At 69.6% G+C, this 21,423-nt stretch carries 23 protein-coding genes; 19 read left to right on the top strand and 4 right to left on the bottom strand.

Translation table 11 applies throughout. From position 1 onward, the window contains the following. Nucleotides 1-9: 9 nt before the first annotated feature. Nucleotides 10-858 carry a bile acid:sodium symporter family protein gene (locus tag HW578_RS01705; RefSeq protein WP_198368793.1) on the top strand — a complete coding sequence of 283 codons (849 nt, stop codon included), beginning with the start codon at nt 10-12 and terminating at the stop codon, nt 856-858. A 71-nt stretch (nt 859-929) separates the two neighbouring features. Here the strand turns inward: HW578_RS01705 and HW578_RS01700 are convergent, their stop codons facing one another. Genes HW578_RS01700 through HW578_RS01690 form a run of 3 tightly spaced genes read right to left on the bottom strand, consistent with a single transcriptional unit; the run spans nt 930 to nt 3,147 of the window. After that, nucleotides 930-1,295: a hypothetical protein gene (locus HW578_RS01700; protein ID WP_198368792.1), complete on the bottom strand. Its 366-nt coding sequence runs from the start codon at nt 1,293-1,295 to the stop codon at nt 930-932. Beyond that, entirely contained in the window at nt 1,292-2,644 is a 1,353-nt protein-coding gene (locus HW578_RS01695; protein WP_198368791.1) for a recombinase family protein, read from the bottom strand. The genes HW578_RS01700 and HW578_RS01695 overlap by 4 nt, the downstream gene beginning before the upstream one ends. Further along, nucleotides 2,641-3,147 (bottom strand): DUF2924 domain-containing protein, encoded by a 507-nt coding sequence (locus HW578_RS01690; RefSeq protein ID WP_198368790.1) that lies wholly within the window; start codon nt 3,145-3,147, stop codon nt 2,641-2,643. Before HW578_RS01690 ends, HW578_RS01695 begins: the two co-directional genes overlap by 4 nt. Before the next feature lie 369 nt (nt 3,148-3,516). On the opposite strand from HW578_RS01690, the gene HW578_RS01685 reads away from it, so the two are divergent. From HW578_RS01685 to HW578_RS01600, 18 genes are all read left to right on the top strand, one after another. Beyond that, nucleotides 3,517-4,713, top strand: a complete 1,197-nt coding sequence (locus tag HW578_RS01685; protein ID WP_198368789.1) for a hypothetical protein — start codon at nt 3,517-3,519, stop codon at nt 4,711-4,713. Beyond that, nucleotides 4,676-5,791: a hypothetical protein gene (locus tag HW578_RS01680; RefSeq protein ID WP_198368788.1), complete on the top strand. Its 1,116-nt coding sequence runs from the start codon at nt 4,676-4,678 to the stop codon at nt 5,789-5,791. Before HW578_RS01685 ends, HW578_RS01680 begins: the two co-directional genes overlap by 38 nt. Before the next feature lie 180 nt (nt 5,792-5,971). Continuing rightward, a complete protein-coding gene (locus tag HW578_RS01675) occupies nt 5,972-6,562 on the top strand; it encodes a sigma-70 family RNA polymerase sigma factor (protein WP_198368787.1) in 591 nt (196 codons plus the stop codon). Nucleotides 6,563-6,601: 39 nt separating this feature from the next. Next, complete coding sequence (locus tag HW578_RS01670) at nt 6,602-6,805, top strand: helix-turn-helix transcriptional regulator (protein ID WP_198368786.1); 204 nt, start codon at nt 6,602-6,604, stop codon at nt 6,803-6,805. Between the two features lie 158 nt (nt 6,806-6,963). Then, nucleotides 6,964-7,263, top strand: coding sequence for a hypothetical protein (locus HW578_RS01665; RefSeq protein ID WP_198368785.1), 300 nt, complete (start codon nt 6,964-6,966; stop codon nt 7,261-7,263). Beyond that, nucleotides 7,260-8,183: an ATP-binding protein gene (locus HW578_RS01660; protein ID WP_369407790.1), complete on the top strand. Its 924-nt coding sequence runs from the start codon at nt 7,260-7,262 to the stop codon at nt 8,181-8,183. The genes HW578_RS01665 and HW578_RS01660 overlap by 4 nt, the downstream gene beginning before the upstream one ends. A gap of 3 nt (nt 8,184-8,186) precedes the next feature. Beyond that, nucleotides 8,187-8,855 (top strand): hypothetical protein, encoded by a 669-nt coding sequence (locus HW578_RS01655; protein ID WP_198368784.1) that lies wholly within the window; start codon nt 8,187-8,189, stop codon nt 8,853-8,855. A gap of 14 nt (nt 8,856-8,869) precedes the next feature. Continuing rightward, a complete protein-coding gene (locus tag HW578_RS01650) occupies nt 8,870-10,555 on the top strand; it encodes a DEAD/DEAH box helicase (RefSeq protein ID WP_198368783.1) in 1,686 nt (561 codons plus the stop codon). Then, entirely contained in the window at nt 10,556-10,924 is a 369-nt protein-coding gene (locus HW578_RS27640) for a DUF6511 domain-containing protein (RefSeq protein WP_198368782.1), read from the top strand. After that, a complete protein-coding gene (locus tag HW578_RS01640; RefSeq protein WP_369407789.1) occupies nt 10,921-11,685 on the top strand; it encodes a hypothetical protein in 765 nt (254 codons plus the stop codon). The genes HW578_RS27640 and HW578_RS01640 overlap by 4 nt, the downstream gene beginning before the upstream one ends. Then, a complete protein-coding gene (locus HW578_RS01635) occupies nt 11,646-14,078 on the top strand; it encodes a phage/plasmid primase, P4 family (RefSeq protein ID WP_198368781.1) in 2,433 nt (810 codons plus the stop codon). The genes HW578_RS01640 and HW578_RS01635 overlap by 40 nt, the downstream gene beginning before the upstream one ends. Before the next feature lie 275 nt (nt 14,079-14,353). Next, on the top strand, nt 14,354-14,902 hold the full coding sequence (locus HW578_RS01630) for a RuvC family protein (RefSeq protein WP_198368780.1): 549 nt from the start codon (nt 14,354-14,356) through the stop codon (nt 14,900-14,902). Beyond that, nucleotides 14,899-15,126 carry a hypothetical protein gene (locus HW578_RS01625; RefSeq protein ID WP_198368779.1) on the top strand — a complete coding sequence of 76 codons (228 nt, stop codon included), beginning with the start codon at nt 14,899-14,901 and terminating at the stop codon, nt 15,124-15,126. Before HW578_RS01630 ends, HW578_RS01625 begins: the two co-directional genes overlap by 4 nt. Beyond that, the gene (locus tag HW578_RS01620; RefSeq protein ID WP_198368778.1) at nt 15,116-15,691 is read left to right on the top strand and encodes a hypothetical protein; all 576 of its coding nucleotides are present in this window, start codon (nt 15,116-15,118) and stop codon (nt 15,689-15,691) included. The genes HW578_RS01625 and HW578_RS01620 overlap by 11 nt, the downstream gene beginning before the upstream one ends. A gap of 46 nt (nt 15,692-15,737) precedes the next feature. After that, entirely contained in the window at nt 15,738-16,715 is a 978-nt protein-coding gene (locus HW578_RS01615; RefSeq protein WP_198368777.1) for an HNH endonuclease, read from the top strand. Between the two features lie 173 nt (nt 16,716-16,888). Continuing rightward, a complete protein-coding gene (locus HW578_RS01610) occupies nt 16,889-17,182 on the top strand; it encodes an HNH endonuclease (protein WP_198368776.1) in 294 nt (97 codons plus the stop codon). Nucleotides 17,183-17,299: 117 nt separating this feature from the next. Further along, complete coding sequence (locus tag HW578_RS01605) at nt 17,300-18,754, top strand: site-specific DNA-methyltransferase (RefSeq protein ID WP_198368775.1); 1,455 nt, start codon at nt 17,300-17,302, stop codon at nt 18,752-18,754. Beyond that, nucleotides 18,744-20,114, top strand: coding sequence for a site-specific DNA-methyltransferase (locus HW578_RS01600; protein ID WP_198368774.1), 1,371 nt, complete (start codon nt 18,744-18,746; stop codon nt 20,112-20,114). Before HW578_RS01605 ends, HW578_RS01600 begins: the two co-directional genes overlap by 11 nt. A gap of 348 nt (nt 20,115-20,462) precedes the next feature. Here HW578_RS01600 and HW578_RS27635 read toward each other — a convergent pair whose 3' ends face one another. After that, nucleotides 20,463-21,365 carry a DUF3489 domain-containing protein gene (locus HW578_RS27635; protein ID WP_232478428.1) on the bottom strand — a complete coding sequence of 301 codons (903 nt, stop codon included), beginning with the start codon at nt 21,363-21,365 and terminating at the stop codon, nt 20,463-20,465. Between the last annotated feature and the right edge of the window lie 58 nt (nt 21,366-21,423).

Raw genomic sequence — 21,423 nt, 5'->3', positions numbered from 1 at the left:
GGGAGACGCGTGCCATCCATCGAAACCGTGTTCAACCTGACACTGGTCGTGTTCATCGTCGGGAACCTGCTTGGCCTCGGACTCGACCTTGTGTTGAGCGATGCGCGCAAGACCCTGACCGACCTGCGCTTCGTCGGGCACAGCCTCGTGTGGGGCTTTGTGCTCTGCCCGGCGCTGGCCTTCCTGATGGTGGCGGTGATCCCGATGCCAGCGCCTTACGGGATCGGCCTGATGCTGCTTGGACTCGCACCTTGCGCACCATTCGTCCCGATGGCCGCACGGGTGTCGGGTGGCGACCTCGGCTATGTCGCCGGGCTAATGGTGCTGTCGTCTGTCTGCGTCGTGTTCTACATGCCGCTCATGGTGCCGGTCCTGGTCCATGGATTCAGCGCCGACACCTGGACCATTGCGAAGCCGCTGGTGTTCTTCGTGGCGATTCCGCTTGTGGTCGGCGTGATCGTGCGCCTCCTGTCGCCACGGGGCGCCGACCATGCCAGGCCGGTCGTCAAGGCGATCACCTCGATCGACACCGGGCTGATGCTCCTGCTCATCTTCTGGCTCTACGGACGGGATTTCATCAGCTCGGTCGGGTCCTACGCGATCGGGTCGCAGGTCTTGTTCTATGCGCTGGTGACGGCTGCCGCCTACGGCTTCGCCCGACGCCTGCCGGAGGAACAGCGGACCGTTCTGGCCATCGGCATCGCGACCCGCAACATCGGCGCGGCGCTGGCGCCGCTGCTGTCCGTCGCGGGCACTGACCGTCGCGCCATCGCCATGTGCGTCCTCGCCATCCCGTTGACGGGCGCCGTCGCTTTCGCCGCCGCCGCGATTTTCGGCCGCGCGGCGCGGGCCGTGTAGTTCATGTAGGACACAGCGCCTGCTACACAGCATTGAGGATGGCGAATAACGAAGAGAAGGAATGCCATCCTTCATGCGTGCTGTTCGTCCCATCTTTCGGGGGAGCGTTCCATCAGCCCCGGCAACGTCACCCCCTCCGGCTGCCGCCCATCCAGGATCGCCTCGACGATGTCGGGCGCCAGCAGTGTCAGCCGCAGCACCCGCGAGACGTAGGACGAGTTGATCTTCTCGGCCGCTGCGAGGTCCTTGATTGTGGCGAACTGGCCGGACTCCAGCATTCGCCGCCACCGGAACGCCCGCGCCACCGCTTTGATCAGCGTGATGTCCTGCCGGCGCTCCAGCGCCAGCACGCCGGGCGTGAGCATCGCCTTCCGCCCGCCGCGCGGCTTCACGCGAAGCGGGATGACCACGGTGAGAGTCTGCGCTGCCTCACTCATGCCGCTGCCCTCCCGGCGTCGGGGGCCGGGGCGGTGAGTTCGCGGACCAAGCTGCCGAGCCCGTCCAGCCGCAGCCGAACCGCGGCGCCCTCGGCCCGGACGTCGACCCGGTCGACCAGCAGCCGCACGATCCGCGCCCGCTCGGCGGGGAAGAGCTCGTCCCACAGCGGCTCGATCCGCTCCAGCGCCAGCAGCACATCCTGCTCCGTCACATCCGGCGCTGTCGCGCGCGCCGCCCGCCAGGTCCCGACCACCATCTCGGGCTGCCGCAGCAGCGCGCGGACCTGTGCGACCACCGCCGCCTCGATCTCCCCGGCCGGCAGCCGCGGGATCGCCGGCCGCTCCGTCGCGCCGCCCTTCAGCACGGCCTGGCTGACATAGTAGCGGTACATCTGCCCGCCCCGGCCGCGGCTGTGGCTCGGCGACATGGCGCGGCCGTCACTGTCGAAGATCAGCCCGCGCAGCAGTGGCGCGGTGGTGTTCCGCGTCCGGTTGACCCGCACCCGCGGGCTAACCTGCAGGACGGCGTGCACCGCGTTCCACTGCGCCTGCGTGACGATGGCGTCGTGCTCGCCAGGATAGGCCGTGCCCTTGTGCACCGCCTCGCCGAGGAACACACGGTTGCTGAGGATCCGGTAGACGTCGCTCTTTGTGAGCGGTCGGCCCCGCTTCGTGGTGGCGCCCTCGGCGCGCAGCGCCTGGACTAGCTTGGTGCAGGATTCCGTCTCGACGAAGCCCTGGAAGATCCGCCGCACCAGCGTGGCCTCGGCTTCGTTCATTACCAGCTTCCGCTCGCGCACGTCGTAGCCGAGGGGGACGAACCCACCCATCCACATGCCGCGCTTGCGCGACGCCGCCACTTTGTCGCGGATGCGCTCGCCAATGACCTCGCGCTCAAACTGCGCGAAGCTCAGCAGGATGTTCAGCGTCAGCCGACCCATGCTGGTGGTGGTGTTGAATGACTGAGTGACGGAGACGAACGTCACATTGTTCGCGTCGAACACCTCGACTAGCTTTGTGAAGTCGACCAGCGAGCGCGAGAGGCGGTCAATCTTGTAGACCACCACGACGTCGACCAGCCCCTCCTGGATATCGGCGACCAGGCGCTTGAGCGCGGGACGTTCGAGCGTGCCGCCGGAGATGCCGCCATCGTCGTAGTGCTCGCGAACCAGCACCCAGCCCTCGGCGCGCTGAGACGCGATGTAGGATTCACACGCCTCACGCTGGGCATCGAGGGAGTTGAACTCCATGTCGAGCCCTTCCTCGCTCGACTTCCGGGTGTAGACCGCGCAGCGCAGCTTTCGCACGGTGGCCGGCATCGCAGCGGCTGGCTTCGCGTCGCGCTTCATGCCGCGCTCCGGCTCGGGCGCAGCCCGAAGAACACGCGCCCGTTCCAGCGCGTGCCGGTGATGGCGCGGGCGATGGCGGAGAGCGACTGGTAGGGCTGGCCCCCGTACTCGTAGCCGGCGCGCGTGACGGTTACCACGTGCTCGACCCCTTGGTATTCCCGGATCAGCTGCGTGCCGGCGATCGGCTTGTCGTCGCCGCGCATGCGGCGGACGGTGATCTTCCCGCCGTCGAGCTGTTCGCCGAGCGCCTCGAGCCGCGCCAGCGTCTCGGGCTTCAGGCCGCCATAGGCCAGTTCCTGGATCCGATAGGCGAGCCGGCTTTCCAGGAAGCGCCGATTGTAGGGCGGCGGCTCCGTGCCGAAGAGTTCCCGCCACTGCTGCTTGAGCGCGGGCGTAACGGCCGTCTTCAGGTCGGCGAGCCGGCCCAGCACGTCGGCGGGCGGGATAGCCGGGGCGGTGAATGCCGGCGGCGTGCCGGGCTTGGGCTTGGTGGTTCGCGTCATGCGTCTCTCCGGGTGGTCCGGTTCGCATGCAGGCGCTGGGTGGCCGGGAAGTGTAGCAACCGCTCTCCGCGGTCCGCGGCGTCGCGCGCGAGATCCGCAGCAGCGCGGCTGCGCAGCCGCAGTAGGCCGCGGGCTAGGAGGTCACAGACCTCACGGAGGTGAGGTGGCAGCGATGAGGGCAGCGCGCGGTTAGGCGCGGTGGTCGACTTCGTCATGCTCGTCGTCGCCTGGGGATCGTGGCCGCACATACCGGGGGGCGAGCAGCACCTGTCGGGGTACCCGCTGGAAGGCTTGAACAAAATAGGAACATATGCCAGGAAGGAAGCCTGTTCACACTGCTGACCTCCCCCCAATCAGCGATGGCGACACATGGCTTCCTTCAACCCCAGGAAGTTCTCTGATCCGGACCGCCTGAAGGCCGCCGCGCCTGAGCGGCTCAGGGCCTTCCTCGTCCCGTGGCATGACTACCTCGCCGCCCGCGGCTTCCAGTTCCCCACCCTGCCTGGCGCGGAAATCGACTATGCCGCGCTGGCGCAGATCTTCCTGACGCCAGACCGCGATACGCCGAAGGAGATGGTGGACGCGCTGTACTACGTGCACGAAACCGCCAGCGCGTCAGACGTGGACGAACTGATTGCCGCGGTGCAGGCACAGGGCATCGACATTGCGGATGACCCCGGGGCGACGCCGCTTGATCTGGCGATCGACGTGTGGTGCGCCGCTCCCGATCTGGTTCGGTCGCGCCATGCCGAGGCGCTCGCCATGCGGCAGCGGAATTTCGAGTATTTCGGGCCGCAGCAGCCGCTCAAGGCGCCGTTTCCCGATGTCGACGACGCCCTTCGCCTGAAGATCGAAGCCGAGCTGGACGATTGGTTCGAGGCGCATCGGCGCGGGCGCGGCTGCCGGATCTTCGTCTTCCGTCATTCGCCGATGACCTGGATCCTCGTACGGCACGGCGAAACGATGCGCCGGGAGGCGAGCCAGCGGGACGACGGGGGCGCGGGCACCGAATTCTATCGGCCGCAGTGCCACGATGTCCTGCTCTATGATGAGCGCAGCGGCGACATCGGTGTGCACGCCAAGACCAAGGGCGAGCGCAACCTCTACCTCCGGACCTTGGGGCGCTTGCTGTTCGACGACGAGGAGCACTTCCCGCCGGCGGGACGGTTCACGCTTGATCCGTTGGTTCATCACGGCAGTGCGGCGCTGAACGTGGAGGACATCGACGGCATCACCGGCGTGCGGCTGGTCGAGTATCGGCGCTACTGGGGTGGGGCATTCCGCGAGACGGAGACGCGGAAGGCCGAGGATGTGTTCGGCGCGCTCGCCGCGCGCGCTGGTGGCAGCCTCTCTGGCGGCCGTCTGGTCAGCGCGACCTTCAAGGTGGCATTCGACGGCGCCGAAAAGGAGCGGTCGGTGACCATCAGGCCGCCCGGCATCGCGCGGTTCGAGCGGAACGAGGACAGCGAGCTCATCGAATGCTGGTTGCGTGAGCGCGGCTTCATCCTGACGGGCGTGGACACCGACGATGACGAAGCCGCTACGGCAGTTCTGGCAGACGCTTGATGAGCTCCCTGGTGCGGCCACGGATCGCCGCGATTGGATGGCGCGCCTCGGGGACGAGTTTCCAGCGGCGCAGCGCTACTTGCGGAAGACCGGCCGCCGCGCGACGGCGATAGACTGTCCCTCTCCCGGCGGCGATGGCTGCCCGCGCTCCGTCATCCGCAACGCCGCCGGGACCTTCCGCGCGGTCTGCCGGTCGGTCACGGGGCGATGCGATCCCGTGGATCTCGATCCGCCGGACCTGGACATCCTGGAACTCGACGCTGCGCGCCTGCATAAGGATCTCGTGGCGGCCCTCGCGGTGCAGGCCGCCACCGGGCAGTCACGCGTGGGGCGCGTCCTCCGGGTGGGCGAACACGGCGTCGCCGCGGGCCTCGCAGCACCGGTGTTGTTGGTCCTCCCGGGGCCAACCGAGCCGCTTGTAGAGGAGGAACTGCGTCAGGGGGGGCTGGCCGCGGAGCGCAGTGTGGTGCTCGCGCCGACCGCAGCGGCGCTGCCCGCGTTATTACGCGTGCGCTTGTTGGAGCATGGACACCAGGTGCTCCATCTCAACGACGTCACCGTGATCGACCGCGCCGACGGGCTGCGGCTCGTCCAGCCTGTTGATGTCCTCCTCCACGACGTGCGGACAGCGCTCCAGGCCCGCGTTGGTGCCACGTCGGCCGGTCCGCGCGTTGCGCTGCCGCCGGGGACGACGTGGAGCCAGATCACGCTGCGCTTCACCAGCACCGAGACGGTTGTGTGCAGCGGGCCAGGAGTCGCGCGGCAGATGGATCCCGGTGACTTCGATATGCGGAGCGGCAAGAACGCAAAGGCCATTGCTGCCTGGACCTTCTTCCTGCTGCTCGCGACGAAGAACGGAACCCTCGAGTTCAGGGAGGGGTCCATCGCCCCTCGTGTGCGCAAGCAAAAGGAAGCTCTTTCGCGGCATCTGCAGGAGACATTCGGGATCGCCGGAGACCCAATACCGTGGGATGTGCAGCAGCGTGCCTACGTCGCGGCCTTCGTCGTCGGCGACGAACGCCCTCAGCGTGAACGGGAGCAATGGTTGCGGGGCCTCGCTCAACGACGCCGCCGGTGAATTTTCACCGGCCCTGATCCCGCCATCTGTACATTTTTCGTCGCCCCTAGCGCCATGATTCCGCTGGCCTTCGCCTGCGCCGCCGCGCGTTCGCGCGTCTGATCCGCCCCCCTTCAGCGAAATTTCGCCGGTCCCCATCGATCGGGCCGCGAGCCCGTCCTCGATCGACGGCGAAATCCCATGGAGCATCTCAATCGGTACGACGGGATCGACCCCCGCGTGCTCAAGCACATTCGCGCGACGGCGCGCCGCCTGGCCCGTCAGCATGCCGTGCCCGGCATGGACGCCCAGGACCTCGAGCAGGATCTGGTGCTTGATCTCTGGTGTCGGATGGAGGCCTTCGATCCGGCACGCGCCTCGTTCCGTACCTTCGCGCACCGCGTCATCGCGCATCGCGTGGCCACCCTCACCAGTCCGACGGCCCGCCGCGCGGCGGAGCGGGCGACGGTGCCCCTCGACATGCCGGTGGTGCCGGGCAGCGACATCACGATCGCGGAAATGCTGCCCGCCGATCCGGAGGATGCCGCGCCGGGCGACTCCCACGCCCTGCGGCTCGACGTCGCGCGCTTTATCGCATCGTTGACCCCCGCGCTGCGGCGCTGCTGCGACATCCTGCTGTCGGAGAATGTCGCTGCCGCCACCGAGGCGGCCGGCCTGCACCGCTCCTCCGTCTACGAGAACGCGAAGCGCCTCAAGCGCCAGGCCATCGCAGCAGGGCTCGGCGGGTACCTCGCCGGACCCCGACACTTCGCCAACCGCGCCGGTACGTGACCCGCAACGGACACGCATCATCGGACGGAGCCCTTGGCGATGCGCACGACGACGGCGCGAGCTGACACTCATCTCAATCAGCGGCAGCTCGCGACGCGCTGGGATCTCAGCGCGCGGACGCTCGAAAGGTGGCGCTTCCTCAAGCAGGGGCCGCGCTACCTCAAGCTCGGCGGCCGCGTCGTCTACCGCCTCGATGACGTTGAAGCCTTCGAGAAGGCTCAGCTTCAGGAGGGTGGCCAGTGAGCACCTCCTGACCCCGCCCGGCATCACTGTCGGGTCCTCCTGGGAATGCAACACCGCCGTGCGGCGGAAATACCAGGACGGTCCGCTCCGACCGCGTCGGGGCCCGGCAGTTCCATCCATGACGGCACGGAGCGTGACGCGACAGGAGCCACGTTCCCATGTTCAGGACCATCAAGCCGCTCGATCGGCTGCGCCAGGCGTACGGCCTGTCGGCGCTGCCCGACATGATCGAGACCGAGACCTTCGGCGAGTTCGGTCACCCGATCAGCAAGCCGCTCGTGCAGGCGACGATCGACGACATCGCCTTCGCGATCCAGGCGCTGACGGCGGAGAACAACGCGGCCACCGACCGCCTCTACGCCCTGCGGCGCCTGCATGATCGAGCGCGCCGTGCCGGCGGGCTCGGCAGCGCGCTGGCAGTCGATGCCGCGCTGCGCATCGTGGAGGCCGGCCGGTGAGCGCGCCCTTCAACTCGTCCCCGCCCGGCGGCTTCCGCATCATCACGGCCGATGAACGTCTCGCCGAGCAGCGCGGCATCAAGGGCGTGCTGACCGGCATCTCCGGCATCGGCAAGACGTCGCAGCTCTGGACCCTGGACGCCACGCGCACGTTGTTCGTCAACCTCGAGGCGGGCGAGCTCGCCGTGCAGGGCTGGCCCGGCGACGAGGTCCGCGTGCGCAGCTGGGAGATGGCGCGCGACCTGGCCTGCTGGATCGGCGGCCCGAACCCGGCGATGCGCGCCGACCAGCCGTATGACGTCACGCACTACGCCCGCGTCTGCGACGCCTTCGGCAGCCCCGACCAGCTGGCGAAGTACGACACCATCTTCGTGGACAGCATCACGGTCGCCTCGCGGCTCTGTTTGCAGTGGTGCAAGGGCCAGCCGCAGGCGATGTCGGAGCGCAACGGCAAGCCCGATCTCCGCGGCGCCTACGGCCTGCTCGGCCAGGAGATGATCGGCTGGCTGACGCATCTGCAGCACACGCCGAGCAAGAATGTCTGGCTGGTCGGCCTGCTCAACAAGCAGCTCGACGACTTCAACCGGCCGTACTTCTCGCTGCAGATCGAGGGCAGCAAGACCGGCCTCGAGCTGCCCGGCATCGTCGACGAGGTCATTACCCTCGCCGAACTGCCGCGCGAGAACGAGACGCCGATCCGCGGCTTCGTGTGCACGACGCTGAACGCCTTCGGCTATCCGGCCAAGGATCGCAGCGGCCGCCTCGGCATGATCGAGGAACCGCATCTCGGCCGGCTGATGGACAAGATCCGCCGCCCGCAGACGACGCCGCCCACCGAGCGGCTGCAGTTCACCCCGCTGCCGACGGGCCCTGTCGAGCCCGCCATCACCAACACCACCGCGACGACGACGGAGGGCTGAGCCATGTCCGGCATGAATCCGCTCGACTACAACACCGCCGACGCCCAGAGCGCAGCCTTCGACCTGCTGCCGGCCGGCACGCTCGCGAAGGTCCGTCTCTCCATCCGTCCCGGCGGCGCCGGGCCGGAGGGCTGGCTCACCCAGAGCAAGACCTCCGAGGCGCAGTACCTGAACTGCGAGGCGGTGGTGCTGGAGGGGCCCCACGCCAAGCGCCGCATCTACACGCGCATCGGCCTGCGCGGCAAAGGCGGCCAAGGTGCCGAGGACACCTACGCCAACCGCGGGCGGGCGCTGATCCGCGGCATGCTGGAAAGCGCCCGCGGCGTGCCGGCTAAGGATACCAGCGACCGCGCCCGCGTCGCGCGCACCATCCGCGGCTATGGCGACCTCAACGGTCTCGAGTTCGTCGCCAAGATCGGGATCGAGAAGGACAAGGCCGATCCGCGCGACGAGGGGCGCAACGTCATCGCCGCGGCGATCGGCCCGGAGCACGCCGACTACCTCCGGCTGATGGGCAACCCGCCCGCCATGGCGCAGCCCACCCTGCTGCAGGCGTCGTCCGCGGCCACGCCTGCGGGCACCGCACCGTCCTGGGCCGCGCCGCCGGCACCCGGGACGCAGGGCGCGCCGGGTGCGCCCACCGGCGGCAACGCGCCCTTCTGGGCGCGCTGAGGGGGGACGCCGCCATGATCCCTCGTCCCTACCAGCGGGCGGCGGTCGCCGCCGCCCGCGCCAAGACGGCCGAGCACGGCAACACGCTGGTCGCCCTGCCCGTTGGGGCCGGCAAGACCGCCGTGGCCGGCTTCTACATCAACGAGGAGGCCGCGGCGCAGCCCGACGCCCGCTTCCTCGTGCTGCAGCACACCGATGAGCTGATCGAGCAAAACCGCACCACCATCGGCCGCGTCGCCGGCCTGCCGGCCTCGGTAGTCAAGGCCGAGCGCGATGACTGGTCCGGCCAGATCGTGTTCGGCAGCGTGCAGACCCTGGCCCGTGCCAACCGCCGTGCCCGCATGGGGCAGGTCTCGCATCTCGTCATCGACGAATGCCACCGCGTCGCCGCCGACAGCTACCAGGCGATCATCGCCGCCGCGCGCGCCACCAACCCGGGCGTGAAGCTGCTCGGCCTCTCCGCCACCCCGGAACGCGGCGATCGCCGCAGCCTGCGCAAGACCTTTTCCAACATCGCCTACCACCTGCCGATCTCGGCGCTGATCGCCCAGGGCATCCTGGTCCCGCCCCGGACCCTGACCCTCGACCTCGGGGTCGCCGACGCGCTCGACCATCTCGGCACCGCCGGCGCCGATTTCGACATGGACGCCGCGGCCAAGGTGCTGAACCGGGCGGTGCTGAACGAGGCGGTGGTCGAGCATTGGCGGGACCACGCGGCCGACCGGCGCACCATCGTCTTCTGCGCCACGGTCGCCCATGCCGAGGCGGTCGCCGCCGCCTTCCGCGACGCCGGCATCACCGCCGCCACCGTCACCGGCGAGATGCCCGGCAAGGAGCGCGCTGACCTTCTGGCCCGGTTCGATCGCGGCGAGGTGCAGGTCATCACCAACTGCATGGTGCTGACCGAGGGGTTCGACAGCCAGCCGGTCGGCTGCATCGCCATCCTGCGCCCGATGCTCCACCGCGGCACCTTCATCCAGGCGATCGGGCGCGGGCTGCGCAAGGTGGATCCCGAGCGCTTCCCCGGCGTCATCAAGACGGACTGCATCGTGCTCGACTTCGCCGGAGCGGCGCAGCGGCATGGTTCCATCGAGGGCGACGGCACCCTGCCGGAGGAGGACGAGGAGGAGCCCGGCGAGCCGCCCTACAAGATCTGCCCGAGCTGCGACGCGGAGGTGCCGATGGGCACCGTCGCCTGCCCCTTCTGCGGGCATGTCTGGCAGCGCGCCTTCCGCGACAAGACCCCGCTCAAGCGCTTCCAGCTGACCGAGATCGACCTGCTCGACCGCTCGCCCTTCCGGTGGTGGGACATGCATGGTGACGGCCAGTCGATGATGGCCTCCGGCTTCGAGGCCTGGGCCGGCGTATTCTTCGACGGGCAGCACTGGCACGCCGTCGGCAAGGCGAAGCTCGGCCGGCTGCGCCACATCGATGTCGGCGACCGCACCCAGGTGCTGGCCAGCGCCGACGACTTCCTGCGCCAGGCGGAGACCAGCCTCGCCGCCGGCAAGAGCCGGCTGTGGTTGTCGCATCCGGCGACGGCACGGCAGCGGGAGCTCCTGGCCCGCGCCGGTGACAGCAATCCGGCGCTCGACTTCGGCCTGTCGAAATACGCCGCCAACTGCCGGCTGAACTTCCTGTGGAACCGCGCCGCCATCACCGCGGCGGTGCTCGGCGAGCGGATGGGGAGGGCGGCATGAATGCGGCCCGCCCCGTCCTCGCTCTGCGCGCTCTGCCGGCGGCGCGCGCGTGGCTATGGCTGGGTCGACCCGAGGCAGGCGATGCCGCCACGGCCCTCGGCCTCCTTCTGCTGCATGGCGTGCCAGGGCTTCTGGACACGCTTGGCCGGGAGGTCGCCCGCCTTGGTTGACCTCACCGAACAGGAGCGCGCTGGCATGCGCGCCGCCCTCAAGCCGGTCGCCGAGGTCATGGCCGAGATCGGCTGGACCACGCCGCTCAACGCCCTGACCGCCGAGCAGGTGCTGACGCTGATCGAAGTCGCCATCGGCGGCTTCCAGGACGCCATGCGGGCCGTCGCCGGGCCCGGAGAGCCGGAGATCCCGCTGTGACCAACGTCATCCCGCTTGACTTCAACCACCGTCCGAAGCCACCCACCACCGCCGAGGCGATCAACGCGCTGATCGACATCGCGCTGGTGGCGGAGAACGGCTCCCGGCCGCGGCGCGACTATCTCGGCGGCTCGCGCCTCGGCGATCCCTGCGCCCGCCGCCTGCAGTACGAGCACCTCGACCTGCCGCGCGATCCCGACACCGGCTTCTCGGGGCAGACGCTGCGGATCTTCGCGGTGGGGCATGTCTTCGAGGACCTGGCGATCGGCTGGCTGCGCCGTGCCGGCTTCGACATCCGGACCCGCGGGCGTGACGGCGAGCAGTTCGGCTTCTCCGTCGCCAATGGAAGGATCCAGGGGCACATCGACGGCGTCGTGGTGGGAGCGCCGCCCGAGGCCGCGAGCCTGGTCGCCGCGCCCGCGCTGTGGGAGTGCAAGTCGGCCAACGCGCGGAACTGGAAGGAGATCGTCCGCCGCGGGGTCGCCGCCGCCAAGCCGGTCTACGCCGCGCAGATCGCGCTCTACCAGGCCTATATGGGCCTCGCCCAAACCCCGGCGCTGTTCACCGCGGTGAACAAGGACACCGCCGAACTGCACCACGAGCTGGTGCCGTTCGACGCGGCGCTGGCGCAGGCGACCAGCGACAAGGCGGTCCGTGTCCTGCAGGCCTGCGATGCCGGCGAATGGCTGCCGCGGATCTCGGCCGAGCCGGGACACTTCGAATGCGCCCGTTGCCCCTGGCAGTCGCGGTGCTGGGCATGAGTGCGGCGGAGGTGGAGCCGCCCATGCCCATCGTGCCCAACGCCGCCATGGTCGCGGCCTATGCCGAGGCGCTGTTCGGCTATTGCGAGGGCTTCGTCGCCGTCCGCGCCCTCGCCGAGAAAGGCGGGCCGGACCGCGCGCCGCACACGCCGTTTCTCCCCGCCGATGGCGAGCTGGCCGCCAAGCTGACGGTACAGGCGCGCTGGGCAGCGGACAGCGGCATGGCCCTCTACGTCATCCCCGGCACGGTGGCGGCGCCGGGCGAGGCGCGGGCCGAGCATGTGGTCCAGATGCAGACCGTGCTGGTCGATCTCGACCATGGCGACATCGCCGCCAAGCGGGCGCACCTGCTGCAGCATCTCGGCGTGCCGAGCCTCGAGGTCGCCTCCGGCGGCGTGACGGCGGAGGGCCTGCGCAAGCTGCACCTCTACTGGCGGCTGACGGAACCCGCCGAGGGGCCCGACCTCGCCACCGTCTGCCGGCTGCGGCACGCCATCGCGGTCAAGGTCGGCGGAGATCCCGCCTTCCGGTCTGCGCACCAGCCCATCCGTGTCGCCGGCACGGTGCACGGCAAGGGCACGCCCCGCCTGGTGGAGGTGCTCGCCTCGGGCGGCCCCGATCGTGACCTGACCGACCTCGCCGAGGCGGTCGTCGCCATGCCGCCTATGCCGGGCGAAACCGGCGTGCTGCCCGACGTCGCGCCCACCGATCCAATGGACTTCAACGGCGCCGGGGAACTGCGCGGTGATGTCACCGCCCTGTTCGGGCAGCGCATCCGCGAGGGCGGCGTCGACGGCACCACGCGCTTCGACGCGCTGTCGCGGGTGATCGGCTACTGGATCCGCCGCTGCCGCGAGGGCCACACCACCCCCGCCCAGGCCTGGCAGGAGATCCTCGCCTACAACACCGCGCGCATCGATCCGCCCTGGCCGGAGGACCGGCTGCGCCACGAGGCCGAGCAGCTGTGGCGGCGCGACGCGGCGCGGCAGGGCGCGGAGGCCGCCGCCCAGGACACTGCCGCGGCAGCGGGGGATGGCTCCGGTGACGCCGGTGGCGGCGATGACGAGCCCATCCCCGTGGAGTTCACCGAGGACGCGCTGGCCGCCGCCTTCAGCGACCTCCATGCCGAGGATTGGCGCCACGTCGCCCTGTGGGGCGCCTGGCTGACCTGGACCGGCACGCGCTGGGAGCGCGAGGGAACGCTGCGCGCCTTCGACCTGGCGCGGCGGATCTGCCGGACGGCGGCGAACCGGGCCAACAGCACCAAGGTGCGCGCGAAGCTGTCGCAGGCCTCGACCGTCGCCGCGGTCGAGCGGCTGGCACGCGCCGATCGCCGCCACGCCACCACCACCGAGGTCTGGGATCGCGATCCCTGGCTGCTGAACACGCCCGCCGGGGTGGTCGACCTGCGCGCCGGCACCGTCGCGCCGCACGACCGTGCCCTGCACATGACGAAGATTACCACCGCGGCGCCCACGGGCGATTGCCCGACCTGGCTCGCCTTCCTGGCGCAGGTCACCGGCGGCGACGCCGAGCTGCAGGCCTACCTCCGCCGCGTCGTCGGCTACTGCCTGACCGGTGTGACCACCGAGCACGCGCTGTTCTTCCTCTACGGCACGGGGGCGAACGGGAAGTCGGTCTTCGCCAACACGCTGACCGCCATTCTCGGCGACTACGCCACCGTCGCGCCGATGGACATGTTCATGGCGACCACCGGGGAACGCCACCCGACCGACATGGCGGGGCTGCGCGGCGCCCGCATCGTCACCTCCATCGAGACCGAGCAGGGCAGCCGCTGGGCGGAGAGCAAGCTCAAGGCGCTGACCGGCGGCGACCGCATCACCGCGCGCTTCATGCGGCAGGACTTCTTCGAGTTCACCCCGCAGTTCAAGCTGCTGGTCGCCGGCAACCATAAGCCCGCCATCCGCAACGTCGACGAGGCTATGCGGCGCCGGCTGCACATGGTGCCCTTCACGGTCACCATCCCGCCGGCCCAGCGCGACAAGCGCCTGCCGGAGCGGCTGCTGGCCGAGCGCGACGGCATCCTCGCCTGGGCCCTGCAGGGCTGCCTCGAGTGGCAGCGCGCAGGGCTGCGCGCGCCGGCCACGGTGCTGGCCGCCACCGAGGAATACTTCGAGGCGGAGGACGCTCTCGGGCGCTGGATGGAGGAATGCTGCGAGCGTGTGCCGAGCTCTGTCGAGCCCACGGCCACGCTCTTCGCGTCCTGGAAGGCATGGGCGGAAGCCAACCACGAATACGTCGGGTCCGTCCGGCGGTTCTCGGACAACCTGTTGAACCGGAACTTCGAGCGCGATCGTGACAGGCGCGCGCGGGCATTCCGCGGCCTCCGCGTGCGGGCTCCGCTCGTGCCCACCGACCTCCTGCAGTTCTGAGGGGTGCCGACCATGCACGGCACCCAGGCGGCGTCAGAGGTCATTCCGGTGACGCAAGTGACACAGTCCCAGGAAATACCCGTTCACGCGCGCACGCGCACGCGCGTGACGGTGTTTACCGGAGCCTGTGTCACTTGCGTCACCGAAACAAATAATTGGCCGACCGGCCCCCCGCGAGCGCGTGTCACTTCGCTCTGCCGGGCAGCGACGGCGAGCTCCGCCAAGAACCGCGCCGTCGCCGCCCTCACCACGAACATCCCCTCTCGGAGAACACCATGGCTTCCACGACTCTCTCCATGCCCGCGGGAGGCGCAACCGGTACGCTCGCCGCGCCAGTCGCCGACGGCGCCGCGCGCGGCGCCACCATCCTCGCCCTCGACCTCGGCACCACCACGGGCTGGGCGGTTCGGCTCGGCGAAGACGGCATCACCTCCGGCACCATGACGTTCCGGCCATCACGCTTCGAAGGCGGCGGCATGCGCTTCCTGCGGTTCCGCGGCTGGCTCGACGAAATGCAGCGCGTCACCGACGGCATCGGGCGCGTCGTCTTCGAGGAAGTCCGCGCCCATGCCGGCACCGATGCCGCCCACATCTATGGCGGCTTCCTCGCGCACCTCTCCGCCTGGTGCGAGGAACGCAGCGTCGCCTACGAGGGGGTGCCCGTGGCGACCATCAAGCGCTTCGCGACAGGCCGCGGCAATGCGGACAAAGCCGCCATGGTCGCGGTCATCCGCGCCCGTGGCTTCGCACCGACCGACGACAACGAGGCGGATGCCATCGCCCTGCTGCTCTGGGCCATTGAGGCTGGGGGAGGTGTGGCATGACCCTGCCCGGTGCTCCGCAGCCGCCACGGTCCTCGCTCGACCTTGCGCGCAGCCCGACCACCGACGCGGATGTGAACGCGATGCGGGCCGCGGCCTGGCATCGGCTCGGCGTCGTCGCGATCCCGGTCGACGAGATCACGGACCCCTGGCTTCGCCAGGCGATCATCAACGAAGCCAATCGCCGCTGGGGGCGGCGCAATGGAGGGCAGGGGCATGGCCGGTAAGCGCAAGGCGAAGCGGCCGGCGGCGCCGCGCGAGGATCTGTCGAAGCCCTCCAAGTGGCGGCTGCAGCATGGTCCGGTGGGCGAGCCGGTGCGGGAGGCGGATCCCGAGACGGGGTTGCCGACCGTGCACCGTCGCGCCGTCGACACGCTGGGTCAGATGCTCGCCAACGGCACCATTACGCAGGAAATGCACGATGCCGGCGCGGTGTTCCGGGGCAGGTTCCGCGTCGCCGCGTTGGACCAGCTGCGCGCCATGCCGCTTGTCCGTGTTCCTGGTGGAACCGGAGACCGCCTCACCGACCGCCAGGTGACGGCTCGGGAGCAAATCGCGCACGCCATGACGGCACTCGGCGGCTTTGATAGTGCGGCCGGCTCCTGCGTCTGGCACGTCATCGGCCTCGAGTGCTCGGTCCGCGAATGGGCGTTGCGCCAGGGTTGGGCCGGCCGGACTGTGCCGGCATCACAGGCGCAGGGGATGCTGGTTGCGGCGCTGGGTGTGCTGGCGGGGCACTATGGCTTGCTTTCTCACAGACAGGCAGATCGAAGAACCAGCACTTCCTCCTGAGCAATCCGGTGACTACGCTTTCGTATCGGGAAACTTGGTGTGTTGAATGACGGTAGCCACAATCGCAGATCTTCCTGCGCGAGTTACCGCGGCGAAAGCTGACTGGCTGGCCGCGTCGCACTGGATTGGCTTCACCCCTGTTGGGAACGGCCCTGACGCACCCGGGCAGTGCCAAGCGACCATCGCCGGTCAGGCTGGCAACGGCTACGTGCTTGAGTACATCACCCGCAACTTCGGGACACCCAACGCTGCGTACATCAATGATCCCGAGTACCTAGCCGAACGTGCTCAACATGCCACGGTAGCAGGGCGGCTTGTGGCAGTGCATCGGCTTCGGGCCTCGGCGCTGTCCCTGAAGACCATTATCGGAGAAGCAGACTACGCTCGATTGCAGGACATGTGGGACGAGGATGGAAAGCGCCGGCGGTGGTCTGTCGCCTTCCCAATCATCGAGAGCTTCGAGATCACGACACGGCCTCTTGCCCGAGACGTCTTCTCGCCCGAATCGATGCAACGAGTCTTCGCACATCCGTCAGCGACACTGCGGCCACTCGGTGACGAGGAGCGCGCCGCGATCGCCGGGCTTCCATTGTCACGTCGCCCCACGTCGAATGCCTGGATCGGAATCGAGGCAGATATCGAGGCAGCGGAACTCAGCGAAATTGAGTCGAGGTTTCAACGGCATATCGATGCCGAGCTGGGCGAGACCGCGATCGAGGGAATGACGAAGGAGCAGTGGGGGAAGGTCCGTCTTCGCGCGGCGTGGCTAGCGCAGAAGTTCATCCGAATGCGTCAGAAGAAGGGGACGCTGCGGTGTGATGACTGTGGCTTTGACCCGGCGACCCGGATCAATGGGACGGCCATAAAGCCACGCTCTCTCTTGGACGTGCATCATCTCCATCCGCTCGAAGAGGGACAGCGCGTGACGACCTATGCTGACTTCACGGTGCTTTGCCCGACGTGCCATCGTCTCGCGCACGCCCTGCTACGATCGAAGCAGGCTAATGAGCCGGTCGCCAGCTAGGATCGAAGAAGAAGGAAGCCGCGCGAATGAATGTCGTGTGGCAGGATGAAACTCACATCGCGTAGATTCCTCTCACGATGACGAAGTGCGGGCAACGATCCGCACGACAATCGCCCTGAGCCAATGGCCCGGGCGTTTCGCGTTGATGGGGGCAGGCAGTGGCGAGGCTGCGCATGCTCTCGTCGCGCATCGCCCGCTACGACACGCGCACCGCGCTGCCGCCGCCGAAGCAGCCTGACCCGCGCTACGGCTCCGCCGCGCACCGTGACTGGCGCGCTGCCGTGCTCGCCCGTGCCGGCCATGCCTGCCAGCGCTGCGGTCGGCGCGGCGTGCGGCTCTTCGCGGACCACATCGTCGAACTGCGCGACGGTGGTGCCGCGCTCGACGTGACCAACGGCCAGGCGCTGTGCGGTGCCTGCCACACGACCAAGACCGTCGCAGCCCGGGCCGCGCGCATGGCGCGCTGACCCCGCGCCCCCCTGCTGATGGGGAGCGGGGGATCGGATCTCTGGCGCCTTGGGGCGCCCCTCCGCGACGGGGGACACGCAGGGATTTTTCCCTCCCTAAAAAGGCGGAGTTCACGCATGCAGCGAGCCTGGCCGGCCGATACGGTCGAGCGGCGTCTGGTGGCCTCGCTGCTGCCCTACGCCCGCAATGCGCGCACCCACAGCGAGGCGCAGGTGGCGCAGATCGCCGCCGCCATCCGCGAGTGGGGCTGGACCGTGCCAGTGCTGGTGGACGAAGCCGGGCAGCTGATCGCTGGCCATGGCCGTGTGCTCGCCGCCAAGGCGCTCGGGCTGCTGGATGTGCCGGCCATGGTCGCGCGCGGCTGGTCGGAGTCCGACAAGCGCGCCTACGCGCTGGCCGACAACAAGCTGACGCTGAACGCCGGCTGGGACGCAGACCTGCTCAAGGGCGAGCTGTTCGAGCTGCGCTCCGAGGGCTTCGACCTCGGCCTGACCGCCTTCGGCGCCGACGAGGTGGCGGGGCTGCTCGGCGACCTCGCCGAGGTGGCGGTTTCGGACGCGGGGGAGCCTGGGAGCGGATCCAGCGGCGGTGCCGGCATCGGTGTCGGTGGTGAGACTGAGGGGGACGAGGATCCCGCCGACGCCGAGCCGGTGCCGCCGCGCCAGGCGGTCGCCCGCCTGGGCGACCTCTGGCTGCTGGGCGAGCACCGCCTGCTCTGCGGCGACAGCACCGACGCCGCCTGCGTGGCCCGCGTGCTCGGCGCGGATCGTGCGGCGCTGCTGTTCACCAGCCCGCCCTACGGCAACCAGCGCGCCTACACCACCGGCGGCATCTCGGATTGGGATGCGCTGATGCAGGGCGTGTTCCAGCACCTGCCGGCGGCCCTCGCCGAGGACGGCCAGGCGCTGGTGAACCTCGGCCTGATCCACCGTGACGGGGAGTGGCGGCCCTATTGGCAGGGCTGGGTGGAATGGATGCGCGCGCAGGGCTGGCGCCGCTTCGGGCTGTACGCCTGGGACCAAGGGCCCGGCCTGCCGGGCGACTGGAACGGTCGGCTGGCGCCCGCCTTCGAGCTGGTGTTCCACTTCAACCGGAAGTCCCGCCAGCCGAACAAAATCATCCCCTGCAAGTGGGCGGGGACAGAGAACAAGGGCAGCGGGTTGCGCGCGGCGGATGGGGAGGTGAAGGCGTACACCCATGCCGGCCTGCCGGTGCAGGAGATGCGCATCCCGGACAGCGTGCTGCGCATCACGCGGCACAAGGGGCGCGGCATCGAGACCGAGCACCCGGCGGTATTCCCGGTCGCCCTGCCTGAACTGCTGCTGCAGAGCTACGCCAATCTCGGCGACGTGGTTTTCGAGCCCTTCGCCGGTTCCGGTACGACGATCCTGGCTGGCCAGCGCACGGGGCGAAAGGTCAGAGCGATCGAGCTCGCGCCGGCCTATGTCGACCTCGCCATCGCGCGCTACCGGATGGTGTTCCCGGAGCTGAAGGTCAAACTGGACGGCGACGGGCGCGACTACGACGCGGTCGCTGCGACGCGGGCGGCGGAGATGGCCAATGCAGCCTGACCTCCGCGTCGAGATGCTGCCGACGGCGGCGCTGGCGCCCTATGCGGCCAATGCCCGGCAGCACCCCGAGGCGCAGGTGCAGCAGCTGGCGGCGTCGATGCGCGAGTTCGGCTTCAACGTACCGGTGCTGATCGATGATGCGGGCGTGCTGATCGCCGGCCACGGCCGCGTGCTGGCGGCGAAGGCGCTGGGCCTCGCTAGCATCCCCGCCATCCGGCTCGGGCATCTCACCGAGGCGCAGGCCAAGGCCTATCGGCTGGCGGACAACCAGCTGGCGCTGAATTCCACCTGGGACGAGGGATTGCTGGCCGGCGAGCTGCGCGGGCTGCTCGATGCCGAGTTCGACCTCGGGCTGATCGGCTTCGATGCCATGACGCTCGACCGGCTGCTGGCCGGCCCCGCGGAGGACGAGACCGGCGGTCCAGATCCCGACGCGCCGGCGCCGGAGCCCCCCGCGGTCCCAGTGTCGCGTCCAGGTGATCTGTGGATCCTCGGCCGTCATCGGCTGCTGTGCGGTGACGCCACCAACGTCGCGGACGTCGCCCGGCTGCTCGACGGCGCGAAGCCGCACCTGATGGCGAGCGATCCGCCTTATGGAGTGGAGTACGACCCGTCCTGGCGCAACGAGGCCGGCGTGTCCGCCACCACTCGTACGGGTAAGGTCGCCAACGATGACCGCGCTGACTGGCGCGAGGCTTGGGCCCTGTTCCCCGGCGACGTCGCCTATGTCTGGCATGCCGGCGTGCATGCGCGCACGGTGATCGACAGCCTCGAGGCGGCGGGCTTCGCGATCCGCAGCCAGATCATCTGGGCCAAGCCGCGCTTCGTACTCGGGCGCGGCGACTACCACTGGCAGCACGAGCCCTGCCTCTATGCCGTCCGCAAAGGGGCGACGGGCCATTGGCAGGGGGCGCGCGACCAGGCAACGCTGTGGTCGATCGGCTTCGGCGGCGACGAGGATGCCGAAACGATCCACGGCACGCAGAAGCCGGTCGAGTGCATGCGGCGGCCGATCGTCAACAACAGCGCGGTGGGCGACGCGGTCTACGAGCCCTTCTCGGGCAGCGGCACCACCATCATCGCGGCGGAGACCACCGCGCGGCGCTGCTACGCGATGGAGATTGATGCGCAATACGTGGATGTCGCCGTGCTGCGCTGGCAGGCGCTGACCGGGAAGGCAGCGCTGCTTGCAGGCGAGGATCGGACCTTCGACGACATGGCAGCCGCCCGCGGGTTGAACGAGCCCAGGACGCCAAGACGATTGAACGTCCTTCCTCGAACTACCGTCGCACTATCGCTTTCTCGCGGCCCCAAGCCCCCGAGCACCGAATGCGAAAGGGCCCATCCACCGCGTACGTAAAGACTTTGCGCTCCGGTTCATCCGCGGCGCGCCAACCGAGAATCGTGCCGCCGTGCCACGCAGGTTCGTCTTGGCGCTCATGCAGATAGACTCGGCCGCCTATCGCCTCGTCTGCCGTCGCGTCGCTGACGACCCAATCGCCCGTTTCGTAGCGCTGTAGCTCGAGCCTTCGGTGGTTTTCACCGTGCTTGCAGATGAAATGCAGGTCGACTGCCATCGAGTATCTCCTTGGGATCCGCGGCAGATCAGTTGCGATCGCGCGCGCGACGCTTCAACGCTGACCGATGCCAGGCAGGCCGCCCCGGAGCGCAAACTCGAGCACTCCGGGAGCGGTAGTTGGCGCTCTGCTTATCGCGCTGAAGGTACACGATAGACGCTGTAGGACCCGCGGGCGCCTTCCTTGTTCGGCCCGACCTGGCGGACCCGCTCCAGCACCGTGACCTCGACGCCCTTCTTCTTCAGTCCGGCGAAGAACCCGCGCACCGTGTGCTGCGCCCAGCCGGTCGCCTCGGCGACCTGCGCCACCGTCGCCCCTTCGGGGCGGCGCAGGAGGGCGAGCACCGCCTCCTGCTTCGTCCCCTCGCGCGGCTTGCGCGGCGCGCCCGGCTCCCGCGGCGGGCGACCCGGCTTCGTGGCCAGCGCGGCACGCAGGGCCTCCATCGGGCCATCGAGGGCGCCGATCTTGTCGCCCTCGCGGTTGGCAGCATCGTCCCATGCATCGAGGAGGCGCTGGGCCGCGGTGCGCAGGGTGGGGCGCGCCGCCGGGCGCGGCATGGCGAGGGCCTGGTCCAGCAGGGCCGCCTCCTCCGCCAGGGGCGCAGCCTGGGCGGGTTTGGTCGGGGCTGCGAGGGCGTCATGCGGCGCGGCGCTCTCCGCGCCCGTGGGCGCCGTGTCGCCAACCGTGGCCGGCTCGCCGTTGTCGTCCCCGTCGATGAGGCGGGGATCCACCCCGTTGCGCTCGTCCCGCGGGCGGGTGTCCTCGACCTCCTCCGTCTCGCCCTCCGGCGCCACACCGATGGCGCGCAGTCCCGCGTCGGTGATGCGCAGCAGGCGGGTCCGCCCGTCGATCTGCCAGGCGTCTCGCGCGGCGTAGGCGCTGGCGTGCTCGTCGCTGACCAGCCCCTGCTTGAGCAGGGACTTCGCCACCGTCTGCCGTGCCGCGGCGGGGAGGCGCTCGGGCGGGATGGCGAGGCGGTCGTCGCGCTGGCTCGCCTGGCTGAGGATGATCCGCTGGGTGTCGGAGAGCTTCATGATCGGGCTCCTGGTTCGGCACCCGAGGATCCGGGTGCTACCAGCCCGAGCCCCGCCG

The organism is Roseomonas rosulenta (assembly GCF_016106005.1).
GTDB lineage: Bacteria > Pseudomonadota > Alphaproteobacteria > Acetobacterales > Acetobacteraceae > Neoroseomonas > Neoroseomonas rosulenta.
The sequence above is the reverse complement of the archived record's forward strand: the minus strand, read 5'-3'. Positions and strand labels throughout refer to the sequence as shown.